Genomic DNA, 20,564 nt, shown 5'->3' with positions numbered 1-20,564 from the left:
ATCTTGACGTCAGGGTGCGAAGTCGACTAGCGATTCGCCCCCGTTTTAGGAGCAGAATCACCATGAGCAAGCACAAGGTGCTGGTGCTGAACGGCCCGAACCTGAATCTGCTGGGGACACGCGAGCCCCATATCTACGGCGCGGAAACGCTCGCCGACGTCGAGCAGCGCTGCCGCGCGGCGGCCGACGGGCTCGGGCTGGAGATCGATTTCCGTCAGTCGAACGCGGAGCACCAACTGATCGACTGGCTGCATGCGGCGCGTCACGACACGCACGGCATCGTGATCAACCCGGCCGCCTATACGCATACGTCGGTGGCGCTGGCCGATGCGCTTTCCGCGATCGCGAAGCCGGTGATCGAAGTGCATATCTCGAACGTGCATCGCCGCGAGGCGTTCCGCCACCATTCCTATGTGTCGGCGGTCGCCGAAGCCGTGATCTGCGGCTGCGGCACCGAAGGCTACGTGTTCGCGCTGCAGCGTCTGTCGACGCTGTTTGCGCAGGGAGCCGCGCGATGAGCCGCCCGTCGTTTCTGATCGGCCTGATCGGCCAGGGTATCGGCGGTTCGCTGTCGCCCGCGATGCACGAGGAAGAAGGCTTTCGCCAGGGCTTCGGCTACGTCTACCGACGCATCGATCTCGACGTGCTCGGCGTGACCGCCGACGCGCTGCCGCAACTGCTCGATGCTGCGCAGCGGATGGGCTACAACGGGCTCAACATCACGCACCCGTGCAAGCAGCGTGTGATCGAACACCTCGATGAACTGTCGGACGACGCCCGTGCGCTCGGCGCGGTAAACACCGTGCTGTTCAAGGACGGCAAGCGGATCGGCCACAACACCGACTGGTCGGGCTTCGCGAAATCGTTCCGCCGCGGGCTGCCCGGCGCGTCGCTCGAACGCGTCGTCCAGCTCGGCGCGGGCGGCGCGGGCGCGGCCGTGGCCCATGCTGCGCTGCAGATGGGCGCGGCCGAACTGACGATTTTCGATGTCGATGGCGCGCGCGCCACCGCGCTCGCGGGCGAGCTGCAGCAGCGCTTCCCGGCCGCGCGCGTTGCATCGGGCGGCGCTCCGTCCGGCGACGATCTCGCGGCCGCGATGCGCGCCGCGACGGGCCTGATCCACGCGACGCCGACCGGCATGACCAAGCACCCGGGCCTGCCGCTGCCGGCCGAGCTGCTCCACGCGGGCATGTGGGTAGCCGACATCGTGTATTTCCCGCTTGAAACCGAACTGATCCGCGCCGCGCGCGCGGCCGGCTGCGCCACGCTGCCAGGTGGCGGGATGGCCGTCTATCAGGCCGTCGACGCGTTCGAGATCTTCACCGGACGCACGCCCGACCCCGAGCGGATGTTCGATCACTTTCAGTCGCTCGTCGCGCGCTGACCCCCTTATAGAAAGAAAGACCAGGAGACGACCATGCAGCACACCACCCATACGAGTGCCGCGCCGGCGCAGGCGGCCGGCACGGTCCGGCGCACCTCGGCGCGCTACAAGATTCTCGCGCTGCTTGCGATCGGCACGATGATCAACTACCTCGACCGCACCGTGCTGGGGGTGGCTGCGCCGCAGCTCACCAAGGAGCTCGGCATCAACGCGGCCGTGATGGGCATCATGTTCTCCGCGTTTTCGTGGACGTACGTCGCGATGCAGGTGCCCGGCGGCCTGTTCCTCGACCGCTTCGGCAGCAAGATCACCTATTACTGGTCGATGACGCTGTGGTCGCTGTGCACGTTCCTGCAGGGCTTCGTGCCGGGCATCGCGACGCTGCTCGCATGCCGGCTCGGCCTCGGCGTGACGGAGGCGCCGTGCTTCCCGACCAACAGCCGCGTCGTCGCGACGTGGTTCCCGCAGAACGAGCGCGCGATGGCGACGGGCACCTATACCGTCGGCGAGTACATCGGCCTCGCGTTCTTCAGCCCCGTGCTGTTCGCGCTGATGGGCGCGTTCGGCTGGCGCTCGCTGTTCTGGGTCGTCGGCGCGGTCGGCATCGCGTTCGGCCTGGTCTGGTGGAAGTTCTATCACGAGCCGCGTGATCATCCGGGCGCGAACCCGGAGGAACTTGCGTATATCGAGGCGGGCGGCGGTCTCGTGCACGGCGCACGCAAGGACGGCAACAACGGCGGCAAGGGCGAGCAGAAGAAGTTCAGCTGGGCGATGGCCGGCCAGCTGTTGAAGAAGCGCCAGCTCGCGGGCATCTGCCTCGGCCAGTTCGCCGGCAACTCGACGCTCGTGTTCTTCCTGACCTGGTTCCCGACCTATCTCGCGACCGAGCGCCACATGGGCTGGCTGAAGATCGGCTTCTTTGCGGTGATGCCGTTCATCGCCGCGTCGGTCGGCGTGATGTTCGGCGGGATCTTCTCCGACTGGCTGCTGCGCCGCGGCAAGTCCGCGAACCTCGCGCGCAAGCTGCCGATCATCGCGGGCCTGCTGCTCGCATCGACGATCATTCTCGCGAACTACGTGCAGAGCAACGAGGCCGTGATCGCGATCATGTCGGTCGCATTCTTCGCGCAGGGGATGGCCGCGCTCGGCTGGACGCTCGTGTCGGACATTGCACCGGACGGCCTGCTCGGCGTCACGGGCGGCATCTTCAACTTCGCGGCAAACCTTGCGGGGATCGTCACGCCGCTCGTCGTCGGCTTCATCGTCGCGTCGACCGGCTCGTTCGTCGGCGCGCTCGTGTTCATCGGCGTGATCGCGCTGGCCGGTGCGCTGTCGTACATCTTCGTCGTCGGCGACATCAAGCGGATCGAGCTGTAAGCACAAACTCCACGCACATCTCGTGCGTTCGCCCGGCGGCCGGTTGGCCGCCGGGCTTTTTTGTATGGGCGCCCGCCGGTGTGCCGGCTTGAGTCCCGGCTCCCGTGCCGCGTTATGCGCGCCGCACGGTGATGCCGAGCGATTCGACCGCCTGCGCGATTGCCGCGACCGCGCGCCGGATATCGTCGGCATCGATCGCGCCGATGCAGCCGACGCGGAACGTCTCGAGCTGCGTGAGCTTGCCCGGATACAGGATGAAACCCGCGTCGCGCACCGCGTCGTAGAAGCGGCGGAAATCGTAGGCCGGATGGTCGGGCGCGTGGAACGTGACGATCACGGGTGCCTGCACGCTCTCGTCGAGGAACGGCACGAAGCCGAGCGTGCGCATCGATTCGACCAGCGTCCGGCAATTCTCCGCATAGCGCGCGCCGCGCGCGAGCTGGCCACCTTCGGCGAGGTACTGGTCGAGCGCGGCGCGCAGCGCGGCGATCACATGCGTCGGCGGTGTGAAGCGCCACTGGCCCGTCTTGCGCAGGTACGCATATTGATCGTGAAGATCGAGCGCAAGCGACCGCGCGTTGCCTTCGCTCGCGTCGAGCGCGTCGCGCCGCACGATCGCGAAACCCATCCCCGGCACGCCTTCGAGGCATTTTCCGCTCGCCGAGATCAGCGCATCGATGCCGCTGTCCGCCAGCGCGATCGGCAGCGCGCCGAACGAACTCATCGCATCGACGATCAGCCGCTTGCCGTGCAGCCGGCACACGGCCGCGATCGCGTCCAGCGGGTTCAGGATGCCGGCGCTCGTCTCCAGGTGCACGAGGGCGACGTGCGTGATGCGCGGCTCGCGTGCGAACGCGGCCTCGACCGCGGCCGCGTCGACGGCCGCGTCCTCGCCGAACGGCAACGCGATCGCATCGATGCCGAGCCGGCCGAGGATCTTCAGGATGCGCGCGCAATACGCGCCGTTGTCGGGCACGAGCACGACGCCGCCGCGCGGCACCAGCGTGCCGAGCGCGGCCTCGACCGAGAACGTGCCGCTGCCCTGCATCGGCACGCACACGTAGTCGCCGCCGCCGCGCGCGATCGCGACGAGGTCCGTGCAGACGCTGGCCGTCATCTGGTTGAAAGCGGTGTCCCACGAGCCCCAGTCATGTTGCATCGCGTGGCGGGTTGTGGCGGACGTGGTGAGCGGGCCGGGCGTGAGCAGGATCGGATCTGGCATGGTTTTTCTCCAGCAAAGGGCGAACGAAACGCCGGGCGGCATTTCCGAATGACTTGCATGATATTGGCAAAATGTGTCATTTTTTGGAAATTGTGGCGCTCGTCACGGGTTTGTCATTGAACGCTGTGATCCTTCGGTTGCCGCGCGAAACCAATCGCAGCGCGGCGGCGAGGCGGGCCGCTTATCGGCCTGCCCGGAGATGACAGGCCTTGCATGGGATCGGAGGAAGTGCGGAAGCGCCAACGCCGGCCGACCGCGAAGCATGGGGCCAGGGTAAGTGCTGAAGCGACGACTCTGGCCGACAGCGCCGGACATGCCCCGGCCGTTTGGTATTCCGCCTACGGAGAAGTGAGATGACACTGCAGAATTCCTCGCGCGCCGCTGCCGGCGCGTTCCGCAAGCTCGCGCTGGCCGCCTGCGCCGCCGGTCTGCTGCAAGGTGCCGCGCTGCCGGCGCATGCGGCAAACGCGGTCGTGCTGTATACGGCGGACGGTCTCGAGAACCTCTATCGCGATGTGCTGCCGGCCTTCGAGAAGAAGGAAGGCGTCAAGGTCAACATCGTGACGGCGGGTAGCGGCGAGGTCGTCAACCGCGCGAACATCGAGAAGAATTCCCCGAAGGCCGACGTGATCGTCACGCTGCCGCCGTTCATTCAGCAGGCCGGCCAGATGGGCCTGCTGCAGGCATACCAGAGCGTGAACTACAAGAACGTGCCGGCGATCGCGAAGGCCGAGGACGGTACGTGGGCGACGTTCGTGAACAACTACTTCTCGTTCGCGATCAACCCGGACGTCGTGAAGAACCAGCCGAAGACGTTCGCCGACCTGCTGTCGCCGAGCTACGCCGGCAAGGTCGCGTACTCGAACCCGGCCACGGCCGGCGACGGGATGGCCGTGCTGATCCTGACGACCTCGCTGATGGGCGAGGACAAGGCGTTCGACTACCTCGCGAAGCTGTCGCAGAGCGTGAAGTTCCACACGAAGGGCACGGGCTACCTGAACGTGCTGCTGTCGCGTAACGAGATCAGCGTCGCGAACGGCGACCTGCAGATGGACCTCGACGATGCCGAACACGGCGCGCTGTCCGTCAAGCCGATCTTCCTGGCAGCGAAGGAAGGCGACCAGCCGACCACGTTCCAGCTCCCGTACGGCATCGGCCTGATCAAGAGCGGCCCGAACCAGGACGCCGGCAAGAAGCTGATCGACTACCTGATGTCGACGGAAGTGCAGTCGAAGGTGCCGGACATGTACGGCATCCCGGGCCGCACGGACGTGCCGCTGGCCGGCAAGAACGGCGAGGCGGTCAAGAAGGCGATCGCCGGCGTGAAGCTGATCCCGGTCGACTGGGCCCAGGTGATGGCGAAGAAGCCGGTGTGGATCGAGCGCTGGAAGAAGGACGTGATCGGCAGCTCGGGCAAGCAGCTCGACGTCGTCAAGCCGAAGTGATCGGCGCACGCCGCCTGTATCAGCGAGCAAGAGGATGAACCCGGTGGAAACCACCCTGACCCATCCCGGCGCATTCGGAGCCGCCGAACCGCACGCGACGCTGCGGTCCGGCGCGCCGGGCGGCGTGCAGATCCAGCACCTGAGCGTGCGCTACGGCGCACGCACGGTGCTGGAAGATCTGTCGCTGTCGATCGGCGCCGGCGAATTTCTGACCGTGCTCGGCAAGAGCGGCTGCGGCAAGACCACGCTGCTGCGCTTCATCGCCGGGTTCGTGAAGGCCGACGGCCTGACAGGCACGCTGACCGTTGCCGGACGCGACCTGACCTATGCGCCGCCGCACAAGCGCAATCTCGGTCTGCTGTTCCAGAATTACGCGCTGTTCCCGCACCTGTCGGTGTTCGAGAACGTCGCATTCGGGCTGCGCGCGCGCGGGATGGCGTCGTCGGAAGTGACGAGACGCGTCGCCGACGCGCTCAAGCTCGTGCAGCTCGGCGATGCGGGCCACCACCTGCCCGCGCAACTGTCGGGCGGAATGCAGCAGCGCGTCGCGCTGGCCCGCGCGCTCGTGATCGAGCCGGACGTGCTGCTGCTCGACGAGCCGCTGTCGGCGCTCGACGCCAACCTGCGCGCATCGGTGCGCAGCGAACTGAAGGCACTGCACGAGCGCCTACCGAACCTGACCGTCGTCTGCGTGACGCACGACCGCGACGACGCGCTCGTGCTGTCCGACCGCGCGCTGCTGCTGCGCGACGGCCGCATCGCGCAGCTCGGCACGCCGCAGCAGCTGTACGACGCGCCGCAGGACGGCTACGTCGCGCGCTATCTCGGCCAGGCGAACCTGTTGCCGCCGCGCGTGATTTTCCCGCTGGGCGATCCGCGTCACGAAGTGCGCGACAAGGTCGCGTGCGTGCGTCCCGAGCGCCTGACCGTGATGCCGCTCGCGGCGGGCGGCCTGCACGGCACGGTGTCGTCGGTCGAATGGCAGGGCGCGGACCTGTCGATCGCGGTCGTGATCGACGCGGCGCCCGACGAACCCGTGCGCGTCACGATGCAACGCGGCCGCGGCGCGGCTCCCGAGCGCGGTGCGCGCGTTTCCCTGCACTGCGAGGCAGACGATGTCGTCCTTATCGAGCCCTGAAGCTGGCCTGCCGCCGCACGTGCTCGCGTCGGCCGCCGCGCACGCTGCCGTCGCGCGGCGCCGCAAGCGCATGGGCGACCTGCACCTGGCCGCGCTCGCGGTCGTCGTGCTGGGCCCGCTCGTCGTCTATCCGCTGGTGCGGCTCGTGCTGCTGAGCGTATCGGGCGATCACGGGCTGAGTTTTGCCGCGTACCGGACCTTTTTCGGCAACCCCGACACGCGCAACGTGCTGCTGACGACGCTCGGCGTGCTGTTCGCGAGCGCCGGCACTGCATCGGTGCTCGGCGTGCTGCTGGCTGCGCTGCTGTTCTTCAAGCCGTTTCCGGGTGCATCGCTGGTCACGCGCTTCCTGGAACTGTACGTCGCGTTTCCGTCGTTCCTCGTCGCGTTCACGCTGATCTTCCTGTACGGCTCGCAAGGGTCGATCAGCATCGCGCTGCAGCACCTGTTCCATCTTGAGAATCCGCCGCTCGATTTCCTGTTCGGCATCGGCGGCGTGATTCTCGCGCAGACCGTGTTCTATACGCCGTTCGTCGTGCGGCCGACGCTCGCGTCGTTCGCGACGCTCGACCTGCGGCTGATCGAAGCCGCGCGCAGCCTCGGCGCGCCCGGCTGGATGCTCGCTCGCCGCGTCGTGCTGCCGATCGCGTGGCCGGGCATCGCTGCCGGCACCGTGCTGTGTTTCCTGCTGACGCTGAACGAATTCGGGATCCTGCTCGTGCTCGGCAGCGCGCGGCTCGTGACGCTGCCGGTCGCGATCTACAGCAGCGCGACCGTCGATCTCGACCTGCCGACCGCGTCGGCCGGCGCGGTCGTGATGCTCGCGCTGTCGCTGGCGCTGTATACGGTTTATCGCCGGGTGAACCGGCGTGCGATGGGGGGAGCGATGTCCGCTGAATTCCGTATCGGGCAGGCCGTGCCGCGCCACGGGATCGGCTGGAGCGACGCGCTGCTCAAGCATGCGTCGCGCGCCGCGCTCGCGCTGGCCGCGTTCGCATGCTTCTGGCTGTTCGCGCTGCCCGTCATCGTCGTCGCGCTGTCGAGCGTGTCGACGCAATGGTCTGGCACGATCTTGCCGGCCGGCTACAGCCTGCGCTGGTTCGAGCGGCTCGGCTCGCCGGAATACGACGCGCTGCTGACAAGCCTCGAAATCGGCTTCGGCGTGTCGGCGATCGGCACGATCGTCGGGCTGTGGCTTGCGCTTGCGCTCGAAGGGCGCGACCGGCGCGGCCTTGGCGCGGTCGTCGACGCGCTCGTGATGGTGCCGAACGGTGTGCCGAGCGTCGTGCTCGGGCTCGCGGTGCTGATCGCGTATCACCAGAAGCCTGTCGACCTGTCGAGCTCGGCGGCGATCGTCGTGCTCGTGCAGCTCGCGCTGATTCTGCCGTTCTGCTATCGCTGCGCGGCCGCCGCGCTGCGTCCGGAGCTGACCGTGCTGCGCGAAGCCGCGGCGAGCCTCGGTGCGCCGCCCGCGATGGTGCTGCGCCGCGTGCTGCTGCCGCAGCTCGTGCCGGCGCTGCGCGCGAGCCTCGCGCTCGGCTTCGCGCTGTCGCTCGGCGAGCTCGGCGCGACGCTGACGGTTTATCCGCCCGGCTTCGCGACCGTGCCGATCGTCGTGATTGGCCAGGTCGAGCGGGGTTATTACCTTCCGGCATCGGCGCTGTCGCTGCTGATGCTCGGCGCGTCGCTCGCGGCGCTGCTGCTGATCGCCGCGCGCGTGCCGCGCGGCACGCGGGCTGCATCATGAACGCCGCGTTCGCATTGCGCCGTCCCGATGAAGCGTCCGCGACCGGCTCTTCGCCGGATCTCGCGGGACGCTCGGTCGACGTCAACGGCCGGCGCTACCGGCTGCCGGTCGAGCCGACCGTCGTCGTCTGCGTCGACGGCTGCGAGTACGACTATCTCGAACGTGCGGTGGAAGCGGGCGTCGCGCCGTTCATCGGCCGGATGATCGCGGAAGGCACGGCGTGGCGCGCCGATTGCGTCGTGCCGACCTTCACCAACCCGAACAACCTGTCGATCGTCTGCGGCGTGCCGCCGTCGGTCCACGGGATCTGCGGCAACTATTTCTGGGACGCGGCCGCCGACGGCGGGCGCGGCGCCGAAGTGATGATGAACGACCCGGCCTATCTGCGGGCCGGCACGCTGCTCGCGGCGGCGTCCGACGCCGGAGCGCGGGTGGCCGTCGTGACAGCGAAAGACAAGCTGCGCCGTTTGCTCGGCTGGCAGATGAACGGCATCTGCTTTTCCGCGGAGAAGGCCGCGCAGGCGAATCTCGCGGAAAACGGCATCGCCGACGTGCTCGACTGGGTCGGCCTGCCGTCGCCGGATGTCTACAGCGCGGCGTTGTCCGAATTCGTATTCGCGGCCGGCGTGCGGCTCGCGCAGACGCGGCAGGTCGACCTGATGTACCTGTCGACCACCGACTACGTGCAGCACAAGTGCGAGCCGGGCAGCGCCGGCGCGAACGCGTTCTACGCGATGATGGACGGTTACCTCGCGCAGCTCGACGCGCTCGGCTGGGCGATCGGGCTCACGGCCGACCACGGGATGAACGCGAAGCACGATCCCGCGACTGGCCGCCCGAACGTGGTATATCTGCAGGATGCGTTCGACGGCTGGTACGGCGCTCAGGCTGCGCGCGTGATTCTGCCGATCACGGATCCGTACGTCGTGCACCACGGCGCGCTGGGTTCGTTTGCAACCGTCTACCTGGCGCCGGGCGTCGACCGTGCCGAGGCGATGTGGCGCGTCGGCGGCCTCGACGGTGTCGAGCTCGTGCTCGACAACGCGGAAGCCGCCGCACGTTTCGAGCTGCCGGCCGACCGGATCGGCGATCTCGTCGTGATCGGCCGCCGCGACATGACGCTCGGCACGCGCGAGCGCGAACACGACCTGTCGGGCCTCACGGTGCCGCTGCGTTCGCATGGCGGCGTGTCGGAGCAGGAAGTGCCGCTGCTGTTCAATCGCCGCATCGAGCGGGACGATCCCGCGCGTCGCCCGCGCAACTTCGACGTGTTCGATTTCGTGCTGAACAGGATCGCGACATGATGGCCCACCCCCGGCAAGACCATCCCGAGTTTCGCGCCGCGGCGCTGCGCTGGCGCGGCACGCGTGCGACGCGCGAGCGCACCTTCGATATCGACGATCCTTATACGGGCGCCCGGGTCGGTACTGCGCCGCTCGCCAGCGTCGACGACGTGCGCGCCGCGTTCGGTTATGCGATGGCCTACCGGCCGAAGCTCACGCGCTACGAGCGTTCGCAGATCCTCGAACGTGCTGCCGCGCTGCTGCGTGAGCGCACCGAGGAAGCGTCCGACCTGATCACGCTCGAATCAGGGCTGTCGAAACGGGATTCCCGCTACGAGATCGGCCGCGTTGCCGACGTGCTGAAGTTCGCGGCGGTCGAGGCGCTGCGCGACGACGCGCAGAGTTTCTCGTGCGACCTGACGCCCCACGGCAAGGCGCGGCGCGTGTTCTCGCAGCGGCAGCCGCTCGACGGCGTGATCGTCGCGATCACGCCGTTCAATCATCCGATGAACCAGGTTGCGCACAAGATCGCGCCGGCGATCGCGACCAACAACCGCGTGATCGTGAAGCCGTCGGAGAAGGTGCCGCTGTCGGCGTTCTATCTGGCCGATCTGCTGTATGAGGCCGGGCTGCCGGAGCCGATGCTGCAGGTGCTGACCGGCGATCCGCGCGAGATCGCGGACGAACTCGTCACGCATCCGCATGCATCGCTGATCACGTTTACCGGCGGCGTTGCAATCGGCAAGGCGATTGTCGCGCGGGCCGGCTACCGGCGCGTCGTGCTGGAGCTGGGCGGCAACGATCCGCTGATCGTTCTCGAAGACGCCGATCTTGAACGAGCGGCATCGCTGGCGGTGGTCGGCTCGTACCGGAATTCGGGCCAGCGTTGCACGGCCGTCAAGCGGATGCTGGTGCAGCGCTCGATCGCGCCCGCGTTCACCGAGCTGCTCGTCGAGAAGACGCGCGCGTGGAAGTACGGCGATCCGTTCGATCCCGCGAACGAAATGGGCACAGTGATCGATGAGGCGGCAGCGCGGCTGTTCGAGGCGCGGGTCGACGAGGCGGTTGCGCGGGGCGCGCGCCTGCTGACCGGCAACGTGCGGCGCGGCGCGCTTTATGCTCCGACCGTCCTCGACAGCGTCGATCCGTCGATGGCGCTCGTGCGCGAGGAGACGTTCGGCCCCGTATCGCCCGTCATCGCATTCGACACGATCGACGACGCGATCAGGATCAGCAACGGGACGGCGTTCGGGCTGTCGTCGGGTGTCTGTACGGACAGCACGGCAGCCGTCGTGCGATTCGTGAACGAGTTGAACGTCGGCACCGTGAATGTATGGGAGGTGCCCGGATATCGGATCGAGCTGTCGCCGTTCGGCGGGATCAAGGATTCGGGGCTCGGTTACAAGGAAGGCGTTCAGGAGGCGATGAAGAGCTTCACGAACCTGAAGACGTTTTCGCTGCCCTGGGAGTGAACGAATGGCATTGACGGTGGAAGAGATCCACGGGCTGTATCGCGAGCACGGCCATGCGGCCTATAGCGGTGAACCAGTCACGCAGCTCGAGCATGCGTTGCAAAGCGGATTGCTGGCGGAAGAAGCGGGGGCCGACGAAGCGCTGGTGGCGGCGGCGTTCTTGCACGACCTCGGGCATCTGCTGAATCGCCAGGGCGAGACGCCGAGCGCGCGCGGGATCGACGACCTGCATCAGTATTACGTGCTGCCGTTTCTGCGGCCGTTGTTTTCCGACGCGGTGCTGGAGCCGATCCGGCTGCACGTCGATGCAAAGCGCTACCTGTGCCGCACGGACTCCCGCTACTTCGAGAGCCTGTCGCCGGACTCGGTGCGCAGCCTCGCGCTGCAGGGCGGCATCTTCAGCGAAGAGGAGACGGCGGCGTTCCTGCAGCGCCCGTTTGCGGAGGACGCGCTGCGTCTGCGCCGCTGGGACGATACGGCGAAGGAAGCAGGAAAAGTGACGCCGAATCTCGATCACTATATGGAGATCGTCGCGCGCCAGGTGCGCGCGGCCTGACGGTTCGGTTGCTTCTATATAAGGCCCCGCACGCGGCAGCGTGCGGGGCCTTATATTTTTTGCGAAACCCCTTGCGCGATCGACGCGGGGTGCATAGAATCACGCCTCTTTCGCGCTAACGGAAACGCGGCGCGGAAGAGGGGAAGCGAAGCCGGTGGTGTGCAGCAGGTTGGGTGCACGGCTGGCGCAGGAAGATGAACCCCGCAGTCGCAACGAAGTGGTTGAAAAAGTTGTTGACGAGCTGCGAAACACGGTTCATAATCTCGCTTCTCTGCTGCTGAAAACGCAGCGCTGCTGAGAAACACGAAGTTTCTCGCAGAAATGCTCTTTAAAAATTAACAGCCGATAAGTGTGGGCGCTTGATGGAAGCGAGCTGATCCTCGGATCAGATAGCGAAAGTATCAAGAGTCTCACACTAAAGTAAGTCAGGTTTATGAAGCAATTCATATTCCTGTCAGCTTTGAGTGAGCGACCGGTTCGAAAGAACCGAAAACAGTAACAGGTTTAAACTGAAGAGTTTGATCCTGGCTCAGATTGAACGCTGGCGGCATGCCTTACACATGCAAGTCGAACGGCAGCACGGGTGCTTGCACCTGGTGGCGAGTGGCGAACGGGTGAGTAATACATCGGAACATGTCCTGTAGTGGGGGATAGCCCGGCGAAAGCCGGATTAATACCGCATACGATCTACGGATGAAAGCGGGGGACCTTCGGGCCTCGCGCTATAGGGTTGGCCGATGGCTGATTAGCTAGTTGGTGGGGTAAAGGCCTACCAAGGCGACGATCAGTAGCTGGTCTGAGAGGACGACCAGCCACACTGGGACTGAGACACGGCCCAGACTCCTACGGGAGGCAGCAGTGGGGAATTTTGGACAATGGGCGAAAGCCTGATCCAGCAATGCCGCGTGTGTGAAGAAGGCCTTCGGGTTGTAAAGCACTTTTGTCCGGAAAGAAATCCTTGGCTCTAATACAGTCGGGGGATGACGGTACCGGAAGAATAAGCACCGGCTAACTACGTGCCAGCAGCCGCGGTAATACGTAGGGTGCGAGCGTTAATCGGAATTACTGGGCGTAAAGCGTGCGCAGGCGGTTTGCTAAGACCGATGTGAAATCCCCGGGCTCAACCTGGGAACTGCATTGGTGACTGGCAGGCTAGAGTATGGCAGAGGGGGGTAGAATTCCACGTGTAGCAGTGAAATGCGTAGAGATGTGGAGGAATACCGATGGCGAAGGCAGCCCCCTGGGCCAATACTGACGCTCATGCACGAAAGCGTGGGGAGCAAACAGGATTAGATACCCTGGTAGTCCACGCCCTAAACGATGTCAACTAGTTGTTGGGGATTCATTTCCTTAGTAACGTAGCTAACGCGTGAAGTTGACCGCCTGGGGAGTACGGTCGCAAGATTAAAACTCAAAGGAATTGACGGGGACCCGCACAAGCGGTGGATGATGTGGATTAATTCGATGCAACGCGAAAAACCTTACCTACCCTTGACATGGTCGGAATCCTGCTGAGAGGCGGGAGTGCTCGAAAGAGAACCGGCGCACAGGTGCTGCATGGCTGTCGTCAGCTCGTGTCGTGAGATGTTGGGTTAAGTCCCGCAACGAGCGCAACCCTTGTCCTTAGTTGCTACGCAAGAGCACTCTAAGGAGACTGCCGGTGACAAACCGGAGGAAGGTGGGGATGACGTCAAGTCCTCATGGCCCTTATGGGTAGGGCTTCACACGTCATACAATGGTCGGAACAGAGGGTTGCCAACCCGCGAGGGGGAGCTAATCCCAGAAAACCGATCGTAGTCCGGATTGCACTCTGCAACTCGAGTGCATGAAGCTGGAATCGCTAGTAATCGCGGATCAGCATGCCGCGGTGAATACGTTCCCGGGTCTTGTACACACCGCCCGTCACACCATGGGAGTGGGTTTTACCAGAAGTGGCTAGTCTAACCGCAAGGAGGACGGTCACCACGGTAGGATTCATGACTGGGGTGAAGTCGTAACAAGGTAGCCGTATCGGAAGGTGCGGCTGGATCACCTCCTTTCCAGAGCTATCTCGCGAAGTTGAGCGCTCACGCTTATCGGCTGTAAATTAAAGACAGACTCAGGGGTCTGTAGCTCAGTCGGTTAGAGCACCGTCTTGATAAGGCGGGGGTCGTTGGTTCGAATCCAACCAGACCCACCATTGTCTGGCGGTAGTACCCTGAAGTTCTCTGTATATGGGGGCATAGCTCAGCTGGGAGAGCACCTGCTTTGCAAGCAGGGGGTCGTCGGTTCGATCCCGTCTGCCTCCACCAATCACCAACGCTAAGGGCTTGGTTCAGAGACTGAACCGAGAATTTTGCATTGGCGATTGAGCCAGTCAGAGTGATACGTAGTAGGTATCGGCTGTCGTTCTTTAACAATCTGGAAGAAGTAAGTAATTTGGATAGCGGAAGCGTCTTGAGATGGACGTGGAAGTTATCCGGGTTGTGATTGTATCGATGTATCTCAAGATGATTCGAACTCTATGTTTGACTCAATTTGGAATACGGCACAACGCGAGAACTCAACCTGTAGCGACTGTCGATGAGACAGACTCGTTATAGGGTCAAGCGAACAAGTGCATGTGGTGGATGCCTTGGCGATCACAGGCGATGAAGGACGCGGTAGCCTGCGAAAAGCTACGGGGAGCTGGCAAACGAGCTTTGATCCGTAGATGTCCGAATGGGGAAACCCGGCCCTTTTGGGTCATCCTGGACTGAATACATAGGTCCAGCGAAGCGAACGCGGTGAACTGAAACATCTAAGTAACCGCAGGAAAAGAAATCAACCGAGATTCCCAAAGTAGTGGCGAGCGAAATGGGATGAGCCTTGCACTCTTTATTTGTATTGTTAGCCGAACGCTCTGGAAAGTGCGGCCATAGCAGGTGATAGCCCTGTAGGCGAAAACAGTATGAAAGAACTAGGTGTGCGACAAGTAGGGCGGGACACGTGAAATCCTGTCTGAAGATGGGGGGACCATCCTCCAAGGCTAAATACTCGTGATCGACCGATAGTGAACCAGTACCGTGAGGGAAAGGCGAAAAGAACCCCGGGAGGGGAGTGAAATAGATCCTGAAACCGCATGCATACAAACAGTCGGAGCCTCGTAAGGGGTGACGGCGTACCTTTTGTATAATGGGTCAGCGACTTACGTTCAGTAGCAAGCTTAACCGTATAGGGCAGGCGTAGCGAAAGCGAGTCCGAATAGGGCGTTCAGTTGCTGGGCGTAGACCCGAAACCAAGTGATCTATCCATGGCCAGGATGAAGGTGCGGTAACACGTACTGGAGGTCCGAACCCACTAACGTTGAAAAGTTAGGGGATGAGCTGTGGATAGGGGTGAAAGGCTAAACAAACTTGGAAATAGCTGGTTCTCTCCGAAAACTATTTAGGTAGTGCCTCGTGTCTCACCTTCGGGGGTAGAGCACTGTCATGGTTGGGGGGTCTATTGCAGATTACCCCGCCATAGCAAACTCCGAATACCGAAGAGTGCAATCACGGGAGACAGACATCGGGTGCTAACGTCCGGTGTCAAGAGGGAAACAACCCAGACCGCCAGCTAAGGTCCCCAAATATAGCTAAGTGGGAAACGAAGTGGGAAGGCTAAAACAGTCAGGAGGTTGGCTTAGAAGCAGCCACCCTTTAAAGAAAGCGTAATAGCTCACTGATCGAGTCGTCCTGCGCGGAAGATGTAACGGGGCTAAGCTATATACCGAAGCTGCGGATGCGAGCTTTGCTCGCATGGTAGGAGAGCGTTCCGTAAGCCTGCGAAGGTGCGTTGAAAAGCGTGCTGGAGGTATCGGAAGTGCGAATGCTGACATGAGTAGCGATAAAGGGGGTGAAAGGCCCCCTCGCCGTAAGCCCAAGGTTTCCTACGCAACGTTCATCGGCGTAGGGTGAGTCGGCCCCTAAGGCGAGGCAGAAATGCGTAGCTGATGGGAAGCAGGTCAATATTCCTGCACCATTGTTAGATGCGATGGGGGGACGGATCGCGGAAGGTTGTCCGGGTGTTGGAAGTCCCGGTCGCTGCATTGGAGAAGGCGCTTAGGCAAATCCGGGCGCGTAATTCAAGGGTGTGGCGCGAGCTCCTTAGGGAGCGAAGCAATTGGAAGTGGTTCCAAGAAAAGCCTCTAAGCTTCAGTCTAACGATGACCGTACCGCAAACCGACACAGGTGGGCGAGATGAGTATTCTAAGGCGCTTGAGAGAACTCGGGAGAAGGAACTCGGCAAATTGGTACCGTAACTTCGGGATAAGGTACGCCCTTGTAGCTTGACTGGCCTGCGCCAGGAGGGTGAAGGGGTTGCAATAAACTGGTGGCTGCGACTGTTTAATAAAAACACAGCACTCTGCAAACACGAAAGTGGACGTATAGGGTGTGACGCCTGCCCGGTGCCGGAAGATTAAATGATGGGGTGCAAGCTCTTGATTGAAGTCCCGGTAAACGGCGGCCGTAACTATAACGGTCCTAAGGTAGCGAAATTCCTTGTCGGGTAAGTTCCGACCTGCACGAATGGCGTAACGATGGCCACACTGTCTCCTCCCGAGACTCAGCGAAGTTGAAGTGTTTGTGATGATGCAATCTACCCGCGGCTAGACGGAAAGACCCCATGAACCTTTACTGTAGCTTTGCATTGGACTTTGAACCGATCTGTGTAGGATAGGTGGGAGGCTATGAAACCGGAACGCTAGTTTCGGTGGAGCCGTCCTTGAAATACCACCCTGGTTTGTTTGAGGTTCTAACCTTGGCCCGTGATCCGGGTCGGGGACAGTGCATGGTAGGCAGTTTGACTGGGGCGGTCTCCTCCCAAAGCGTAACGGAGGAGTACGAAGGTACGCTAGGTACGGTCGGAAATCGTGCTGATAGTGCAATGGCATAAGCGTGCTTAACTGCGAGACCGACAAGTCGAGCAGGTGCGAAAGCAGGTCATAGTGATCCGGTGGTTCTGTATGGAAGGGCCATCGCTCAACGGATAAAAGGTACTCTGGGGATAACAGGCTGATACCGCCCAAGAGTTCATATCGACGGCGGTGTTTGGCACCTCGATGTCGGCTCATCTCATCCTGGGGCTGTAGCCGGTCCCAAGGGTATGGCTGTTCGCCATTTAAAGAGGTACGTGAGCTGGGTTTAAAACGTCGTGAGACAGTTTGGTCCCTATCTGCCGTGGGCGTTGGATATTTGAAGGGGGCTGCTCCTAGTACGAGAGGACCGGAGTGGACGAACCTCTGGTGTACCGGTTGTCACGCCAGTGGCATCGCCGGGTAGCTATGTTCGGAAGAGATAACCGCTGAAAGCATCTAAGCGGGAAACTCGCCTTAAGATGAGATATCCCTGGGGACTAGATCCCCTTGAAGGGTCGTTCGAGACCAGGACGTTGATAGGTCAGGTGTGTAAGCGCAGTAATGCGTTCAGCTAACTGATACTAATTGCCCGTAAGGCTTGATCCTATAACAAGTCTGTCTCGATAGCCGTTAGCGCTTCAGCGCTTACGGATATCGAGCGTCGAGTGCGAGGCACTCGACGTACGACGGTTGAAGTGCCGCGTACGTGTGAGATACAACCTCACAACCCCAAAATTACTGCTTCTTCCCGATTGGTCGCGCTGCGAAGCAACGCGACAACCCTCTTTGCCTGATGACCATAGCGAGTCGGTCCCACCCCTTCCCATCCCGAACAGGACCGTGAAACGACTCTACGCCGATGATAGTGCGGATTCCCGTGTGAAAGTAGGTAATCGTCAGGCTCCCTAAGCCAGGAACCCCCGCCCAAAAGGCGGGGGTTTTTGCATTGGCGCGGCGCAAATGCGTGCCGCGTCCCGCAGGGGGTAGCGCGCCCTTTTCGTCGCATCAACAGCAACTCACTCACGACCGTCGGTCGCCTCGGTTCTCTCGAGCGCGACACGGTGAGCCATATCGCTTCCCTCTCCCTCACCTATCTGGCGAGGGTTACATGATCTGCGATGCATGCCCGGCGACAATGCGCCAGCCGGCGCCCGATCGACGCCACAGGCGCGTATAGGCAAACGTGCCGTCGAACGCAGCGCCGTTAAAACGGCCGGCGAGCGTCGCCTTTGTCGTGGTCAGGATCATCTCGCCGATCGCGCGTGCATGCGTTTCATGGAAATCGAGTCTGTCGAGACGCAGCAGCTTCGCGCGATGCGTGGACAGATCGTCCTCCTTCGAGATGACCTGTCCGGTTGGAACGGTGAACACCAGATCGTCGTCCAGCAACGCATCGAGCGCGTCGACATCGTTGGGCGAGCCTCACTGTCCGGGGGCGTCACTCGGCGAGCGCAGCACGAAACCGTCCCGGAAATCTATGCGCATAAAGTGCAGTCGTGCGACATGAGTCGGCAAAGCGGAGACCAAGCCCTTCAAGGTAATATCGCCATTCGCCCCGATCCCCCGGTGCTTGTCTGCGCCGATTGGCGGTCGGTGTTTTCCGCATTCCGTCTCCTGCACCGTTCATGACTGACAGCCCTGCTCAAGGTGGTCGGACGACCGACTTCTTGCCGTACCTCGTCGCCGCAACGTTCTTCATGGAGTACCTCGACACGACCGTGATCGCGACCGCGCTGCCGCAAATGGCGCACTCGTTCGGTGTCGGGCCGAACGCGCTGAGCCTCGGGATGACAGCCTACATGCTCGCGCTTGCGGTGTTCATCCCGATCAGCGGCTGGATTGCCGATCGATATGGATCGCGCACCGTGTTCGCCAGTGCGATCGTCGTCTTTACCGGCGCGTCGGTGCTGTGCGGGCTATCGGATGGCGTGGTGACGTTCACGGCTGCGCGGCTGCTGCAGGGTGTCGGTGGGGCGATGATGGTGCCGGTCGGGCGGATGATCGTCGTGCGCAGCACCGAGAAAGCAAAGCTGATGCGTGCGATCGCGACGATCACGTGGCCGGGCATCGTCGCGCCCGTCGTCGGGCCGCCGATCGGCGGCTTCATCACGACCTATGCGTCCTGGCGATGGATCTTCCTGTTGAACGTCCCGTTCGGCATCGCCGCGCTCGTCTGTACCTGGCTGATCGTCCGGAACACGCGGGCCGACGAGCAGCGGCCGCTCGATTGGGTCGGCTTCGTGCTGGCCGGCGGAGCACTGACCTGTCTGTTGATCGGCACCGAGGCGGCCGGCCAGCAGGACGTCCACTTCACGCGCGCGGCCGTCCTGGTGGGCGCGAGCGTGTTGTTCGGCATGGCTGCGTGGCTGCATGCGCGGCGTTGCGTGCATCCGCTGCTCGATTTCACGACGCTGAAGATACCGACGTTCTCGGTGACGGTGATCACCGGCTCGATCACGCGGATGGCGATCAACGCCGTGCCGTACCTGCTGCCGCTGCTGTTCCAGATCGGTTTCGGGCTGTCGCCGTTCCAGTCCGGTTTGCTGCTGCTCGCGAGTGCGCTCGGCAATCTCGGCATGAAGGCAGGAACGTCGTGGATCCTCGACCGCTACGGATTCCGGCGCGTCGCGCTCGTCGACGTGACGATCGTCGGCATCTTCACGATTGCGTGCGGCTGGTTGACCGCATCGACGCCGCTGGCGATCACGCTGTTCGTCGTATTCGTCTACGGGCTGACGCGGTCGATGCAGTTCACGACGCTCGCGACGCTGGCCTATGCGGATATCCCGGCTCACCAGACGAGCGCGGCCAGCACGTTGTGGAGCGCTGCGCAGCAAATGACGATCGGGATGGGGATCGCGTTCGGCGCGTTGTCGCTGCGGCTCGCGGCACTGGTGCGTGGCGATGCGGCCGGCATGCATTACGTGCTCGACGATTTCCGTTGTGCATTCGTCGCGGCGGGCGTGCTCGCACTGCTGACGTTGCCGGGCTACGCGCGATTGGCCTCCGATGCAGGCGATCGGCTGCGGGCGAATGTGGCGCGAGGGTAGGACGGACGGCTAATCGCGTTTGTGTCGCGACAGGTGAGTGCTTTTGTTTCCTGTCGCTCGCCAGCAACGTCGAATCGTCATGGCTGTGATGACTTGCCGGGGAGCGCAAGCTGTCATCCGTCAAAGCGGACGAGCGGGCAGATCGCACGGCGATGCGTGGTCGTAACGCCCCCGGAATGATCGCGCGCGACTGGCGCGACAGATGCGAGGTGCTCCTCGCGCGAACCCGTTGGTGCGATCAACCGCACGACCGTATCGTGCTCGTCCCGATTACCGTCACTGGGCATCATGGAAGATGATGCCGACCGTGTGGCGATGGCCGCTTCTGATCCGGCTTACGCCGTGGCGCAGGTTGACGCGATAGACGCCGCGCGTTCCCTGCACGGGCCTGCCGTGCACGGCGAAGATCGCCGCGTCGCCTTGCGTCAGCGGCACCACTTCCGCACGCGACTGCATGCGTGGCCGCTGTTCCGTCAACACGAACTCTCCTCCCGTGAAATCGCGGCCCGGCGCCGACAGCAGGATCGCGACCTGCAGCGGAAACACGTGCTCGCCATACAGATCCTGATGGAGGCAGTTGTAGTCGTCGGCACCGTATTGCAGGATCAGCGGCGTCGGTCGTGTTTGTCCCGCGGCGTGGCAGCGGTCAAGGAAGGCAGCATGGTCTTTCGGATAGCGGACGTCGATTCCGAGTGCCTGGTTCCAGCGATTCGCGATCGGCGCGAGATGCGGGTAGATCGTCGTACGCAGTTCCGAGACGATCGCGGGCAGCGGATATGCGAAATACTTGTATTCGCCGCGCCCGAATCCGTGTCGCGCCATCACGATGCGTGAACGATAGAGCGCATCCCGCGGATAGAGCGATACGAGCGCATCGCACTCGCTTGCCGAGATCAGGCCCGGCACGCGCGCGCATCCGTAGCGATCGAGTTCGGCATCGACGGCCGTCCAGTCGACCGTGTCGGCGCGTTGCGCGATGTCCAGCGATTCGACGGCAGGTTGCAGATCGGCGATGTTCACGGGCGTACCTCG

General features: G+C 63.1%; 12 protein-coding genes, 2 tRNA genes, 3 rRNA genes and 2 pseudogenes. 16 read left to right on the top strand and 3 right to left on the bottom strand.

Going from position 1 to position 20,564, the window contains the following annotated elements; all coding sequences use genetic code 11:
- Positions 1–62 precede the first annotated feature (62 nt).
- The 3 genes from aroQ to DM992_RS24185 are packed head-to-tail and all read left to right on the top strand — an operon-like array spanning position 63 to position 2,761.
- Positions 63–518, top strand: coding sequence for a type II 3-dehydroquinate dehydratase (gene aroQ, locus DM992_RS24195; RefSeq protein WP_034181783.1), 456 nt, complete (start codon positions 63–65; stop codon positions 516–518).
- Positions 515–1,384 (top strand): shikimate dehydrogenase, encoded by an 870-nt coding sequence (locus DM992_RS24190; RefSeq protein WP_111018960.1) that lies wholly within the window; start codon positions 515–517, stop codon positions 1,382–1,384. Before aroQ ends, DM992_RS24190 begins: the two co-directional genes overlap by 4 nt.
- A gap of 33 nt (positions 1,385–1,417) precedes the next feature.
- Positions 1,418–2,761: an MFS transporter gene (locus tag DM992_RS24185; protein ID WP_111018959.1), complete on the top strand. Its 1,344-nt coding sequence runs from the start codon at positions 1,418–1,420 to the stop codon at positions 2,759–2,761.
- 112 nt (positions 2,762–2,873) lie between these two features.
- On the opposite strand, the gene DM992_RS24180 is transcribed toward DM992_RS24185, so the two are convergent.
- A complete protein-coding gene (locus DM992_RS24180) occupies positions 2,874–3,983 on the bottom strand; it encodes a 2-aminoethylphosphonate--pyruvate transaminase (RefSeq protein WP_111018958.1) in 1,110 nt (369 codons plus the stop codon).
- Positions 3,984–4,336: 353 nt separating this feature from the next.
- On the opposite strand from DM992_RS24180, the gene phnS reads away from it, so the two are divergent.
- The 12 genes and pseudogenes from phnS (at position 4,337) to rrf (ending at position 17,384) form a co-directional block, all read left to right on the top strand.
- Positions 4,337–5,428, top strand: a complete 1,092-nt coding sequence (gene phnS / locus DM992_RS24170; protein ID WP_111018957.1) for a 2-aminoethylphosphonate ABC transporter substrate-binding protein — start codon at positions 4,337–4,339, stop codon at positions 5,426–5,428.
- A 34-nt stretch (positions 5,429–5,462) separates the two neighbouring features.
- Positions 5,463–6,566 carry a 2-aminoethylphosphonate ABC transport system ATP-binding subunit PhnT gene (phnT, locus tag DM992_RS24165; RefSeq protein ID WP_111018956.1) on the top strand — a complete coding sequence of 368 codons (1,104 nt, stop codon included), beginning with the start codon at positions 5,463–5,465 and terminating at the stop codon, positions 6,564–6,566.
- Positions 6,544–7,449: pseudogene (gene phnU, locus DM992_RS42365) on the top strand (2-aminoethylphosphonate ABC transporter permease subunit); the annotation flags it as partial. The gene phnT and the pseudogene phnU, both read left to right, overlap by 23 nt.
- A 3-nt stretch (positions 7,450–7,452) precedes the next feature.
- Entirely contained in the window at positions 7,453–8,313 is an 861-nt protein-coding gene (phnV, locus tag DM992_RS42360; RefSeq protein WP_204356180.1) for a 2-aminoethylphosphonate ABC transport system, membrane component PhnV, read from the top strand.
- On the top strand, positions 8,310–9,617 hold the full coding sequence (phnA, locus tag DM992_RS24155) for a phosphonoacetate hydrolase (RefSeq protein ID WP_162631723.1): 1,308 nt from the start codon (positions 8,310–8,312) through the stop codon (positions 9,615–9,617). The genes phnV and phnA overlap by 4 nt, the downstream gene beginning before the upstream one ends.
- A complete protein-coding gene (gene phnY, locus DM992_RS24150; protein ID WP_111018954.1) occupies positions 9,614–11,068 on the top strand; it encodes a phosphonoacetaldehyde dehydrogenase in 1,455 nt (484 codons plus the stop codon). The genes phnA and phnY overlap by 4 nt, the downstream gene beginning before the upstream one ends.
- A gap of 4 nt (positions 11,069–11,072) precedes the next feature.
- The gene (locus tag DM992_RS24145) at positions 11,073–11,624 is read left to right on the top strand and encodes a phosphonate degradation HD-domain oxygenase (protein ID WP_111018953.1); all 552 of its coding nucleotides are present in this window, start codon (positions 11,073–11,075) and stop codon (positions 11,622–11,624) included.
- Between the two features lie 506 nt (positions 11,625–12,130).
- Positions 12,131–13,663: ribosomal RNA gene (locus DM992_RS24135) — 16S ribosomal RNA — on the top strand.
- Positions 13,664–13,726: 63 nt separating this feature from the next.
- Positions 13,727–13,803, top strand: a tRNA-Ile gene (locus tag DM992_RS24130).
- A 36-nt stretch (positions 13,804–13,839) separates the two neighbouring features.
- Positions 13,840–13,915: transfer RNA gene (locus tag DM992_RS24125), tRNA-Ala, on the top strand.
- Positions 13,916–14,206: 291 nt separating this feature from the next.
- Positions 14,207–17,088: ribosomal RNA gene (locus tag DM992_RS24115) — 23S ribosomal RNA — on the top strand.
- Positions 17,089–17,271: 183 nt separating this feature from the next.
- Positions 17,272–17,384 (top strand): 5S ribosomal RNA (gene rrf, locus DM992_RS24105).
- The 16S, 23S and 5S rRNA genes sit together here with 2 tRNA genes alongside, the layout of an rRNA operon.
- 202 nt (positions 17,385–17,586) lie before the next feature.
- Here the strand turns inward: rrf and DM992_RS24100 are convergent.
- A pseudogene (locus DM992_RS24100) lies at positions 17,587–17,895 on the bottom strand (nuclear transport factor 2 family protein); the annotation flags it as partial.
- Positions 17,896–18,107: 212 nt separating this feature from the next.
- Here DM992_RS24100 and DM992_RS24095 point away from each other — a divergent pair.
- Entirely contained in the window at positions 18,108–19,532 is a 1,425-nt protein-coding gene (locus DM992_RS24095; protein WP_111018951.1) for a DHA2 family efflux MFS transporter permease subunit, read from the top strand.
- Positions 19,533–19,808: 276 nt separating this feature from the next.
- Here DM992_RS24095 and DM992_RS24090 read toward each other — a convergent pair whose 3' ends face one another.
- Positions 19,809–20,552, bottom strand: a complete 744-nt coding sequence (locus tag DM992_RS24090; protein WP_111018950.1) for a 2OG-Fe(II) oxygenase — start codon at positions 20,550–20,552, stop codon at positions 19,809–19,811.
- Positions 20,553–20,564 lie beyond the last annotated feature (12 nt).

The sequence above is a fragment of the Burkholderia sp. JP2-270 genome, from assembly GCF_003233675.1.
Lineage (GTDB): Bacteria > Pseudomonadota > Gammaproteobacteria > Burkholderiales > Burkholderiaceae > Burkholderia > Burkholderia pyrrocinia_C.
The sequence above is the reverse complement of the archived record's forward strand: the minus strand, read 5'-3'. Positions and strand labels throughout refer to the sequence as shown.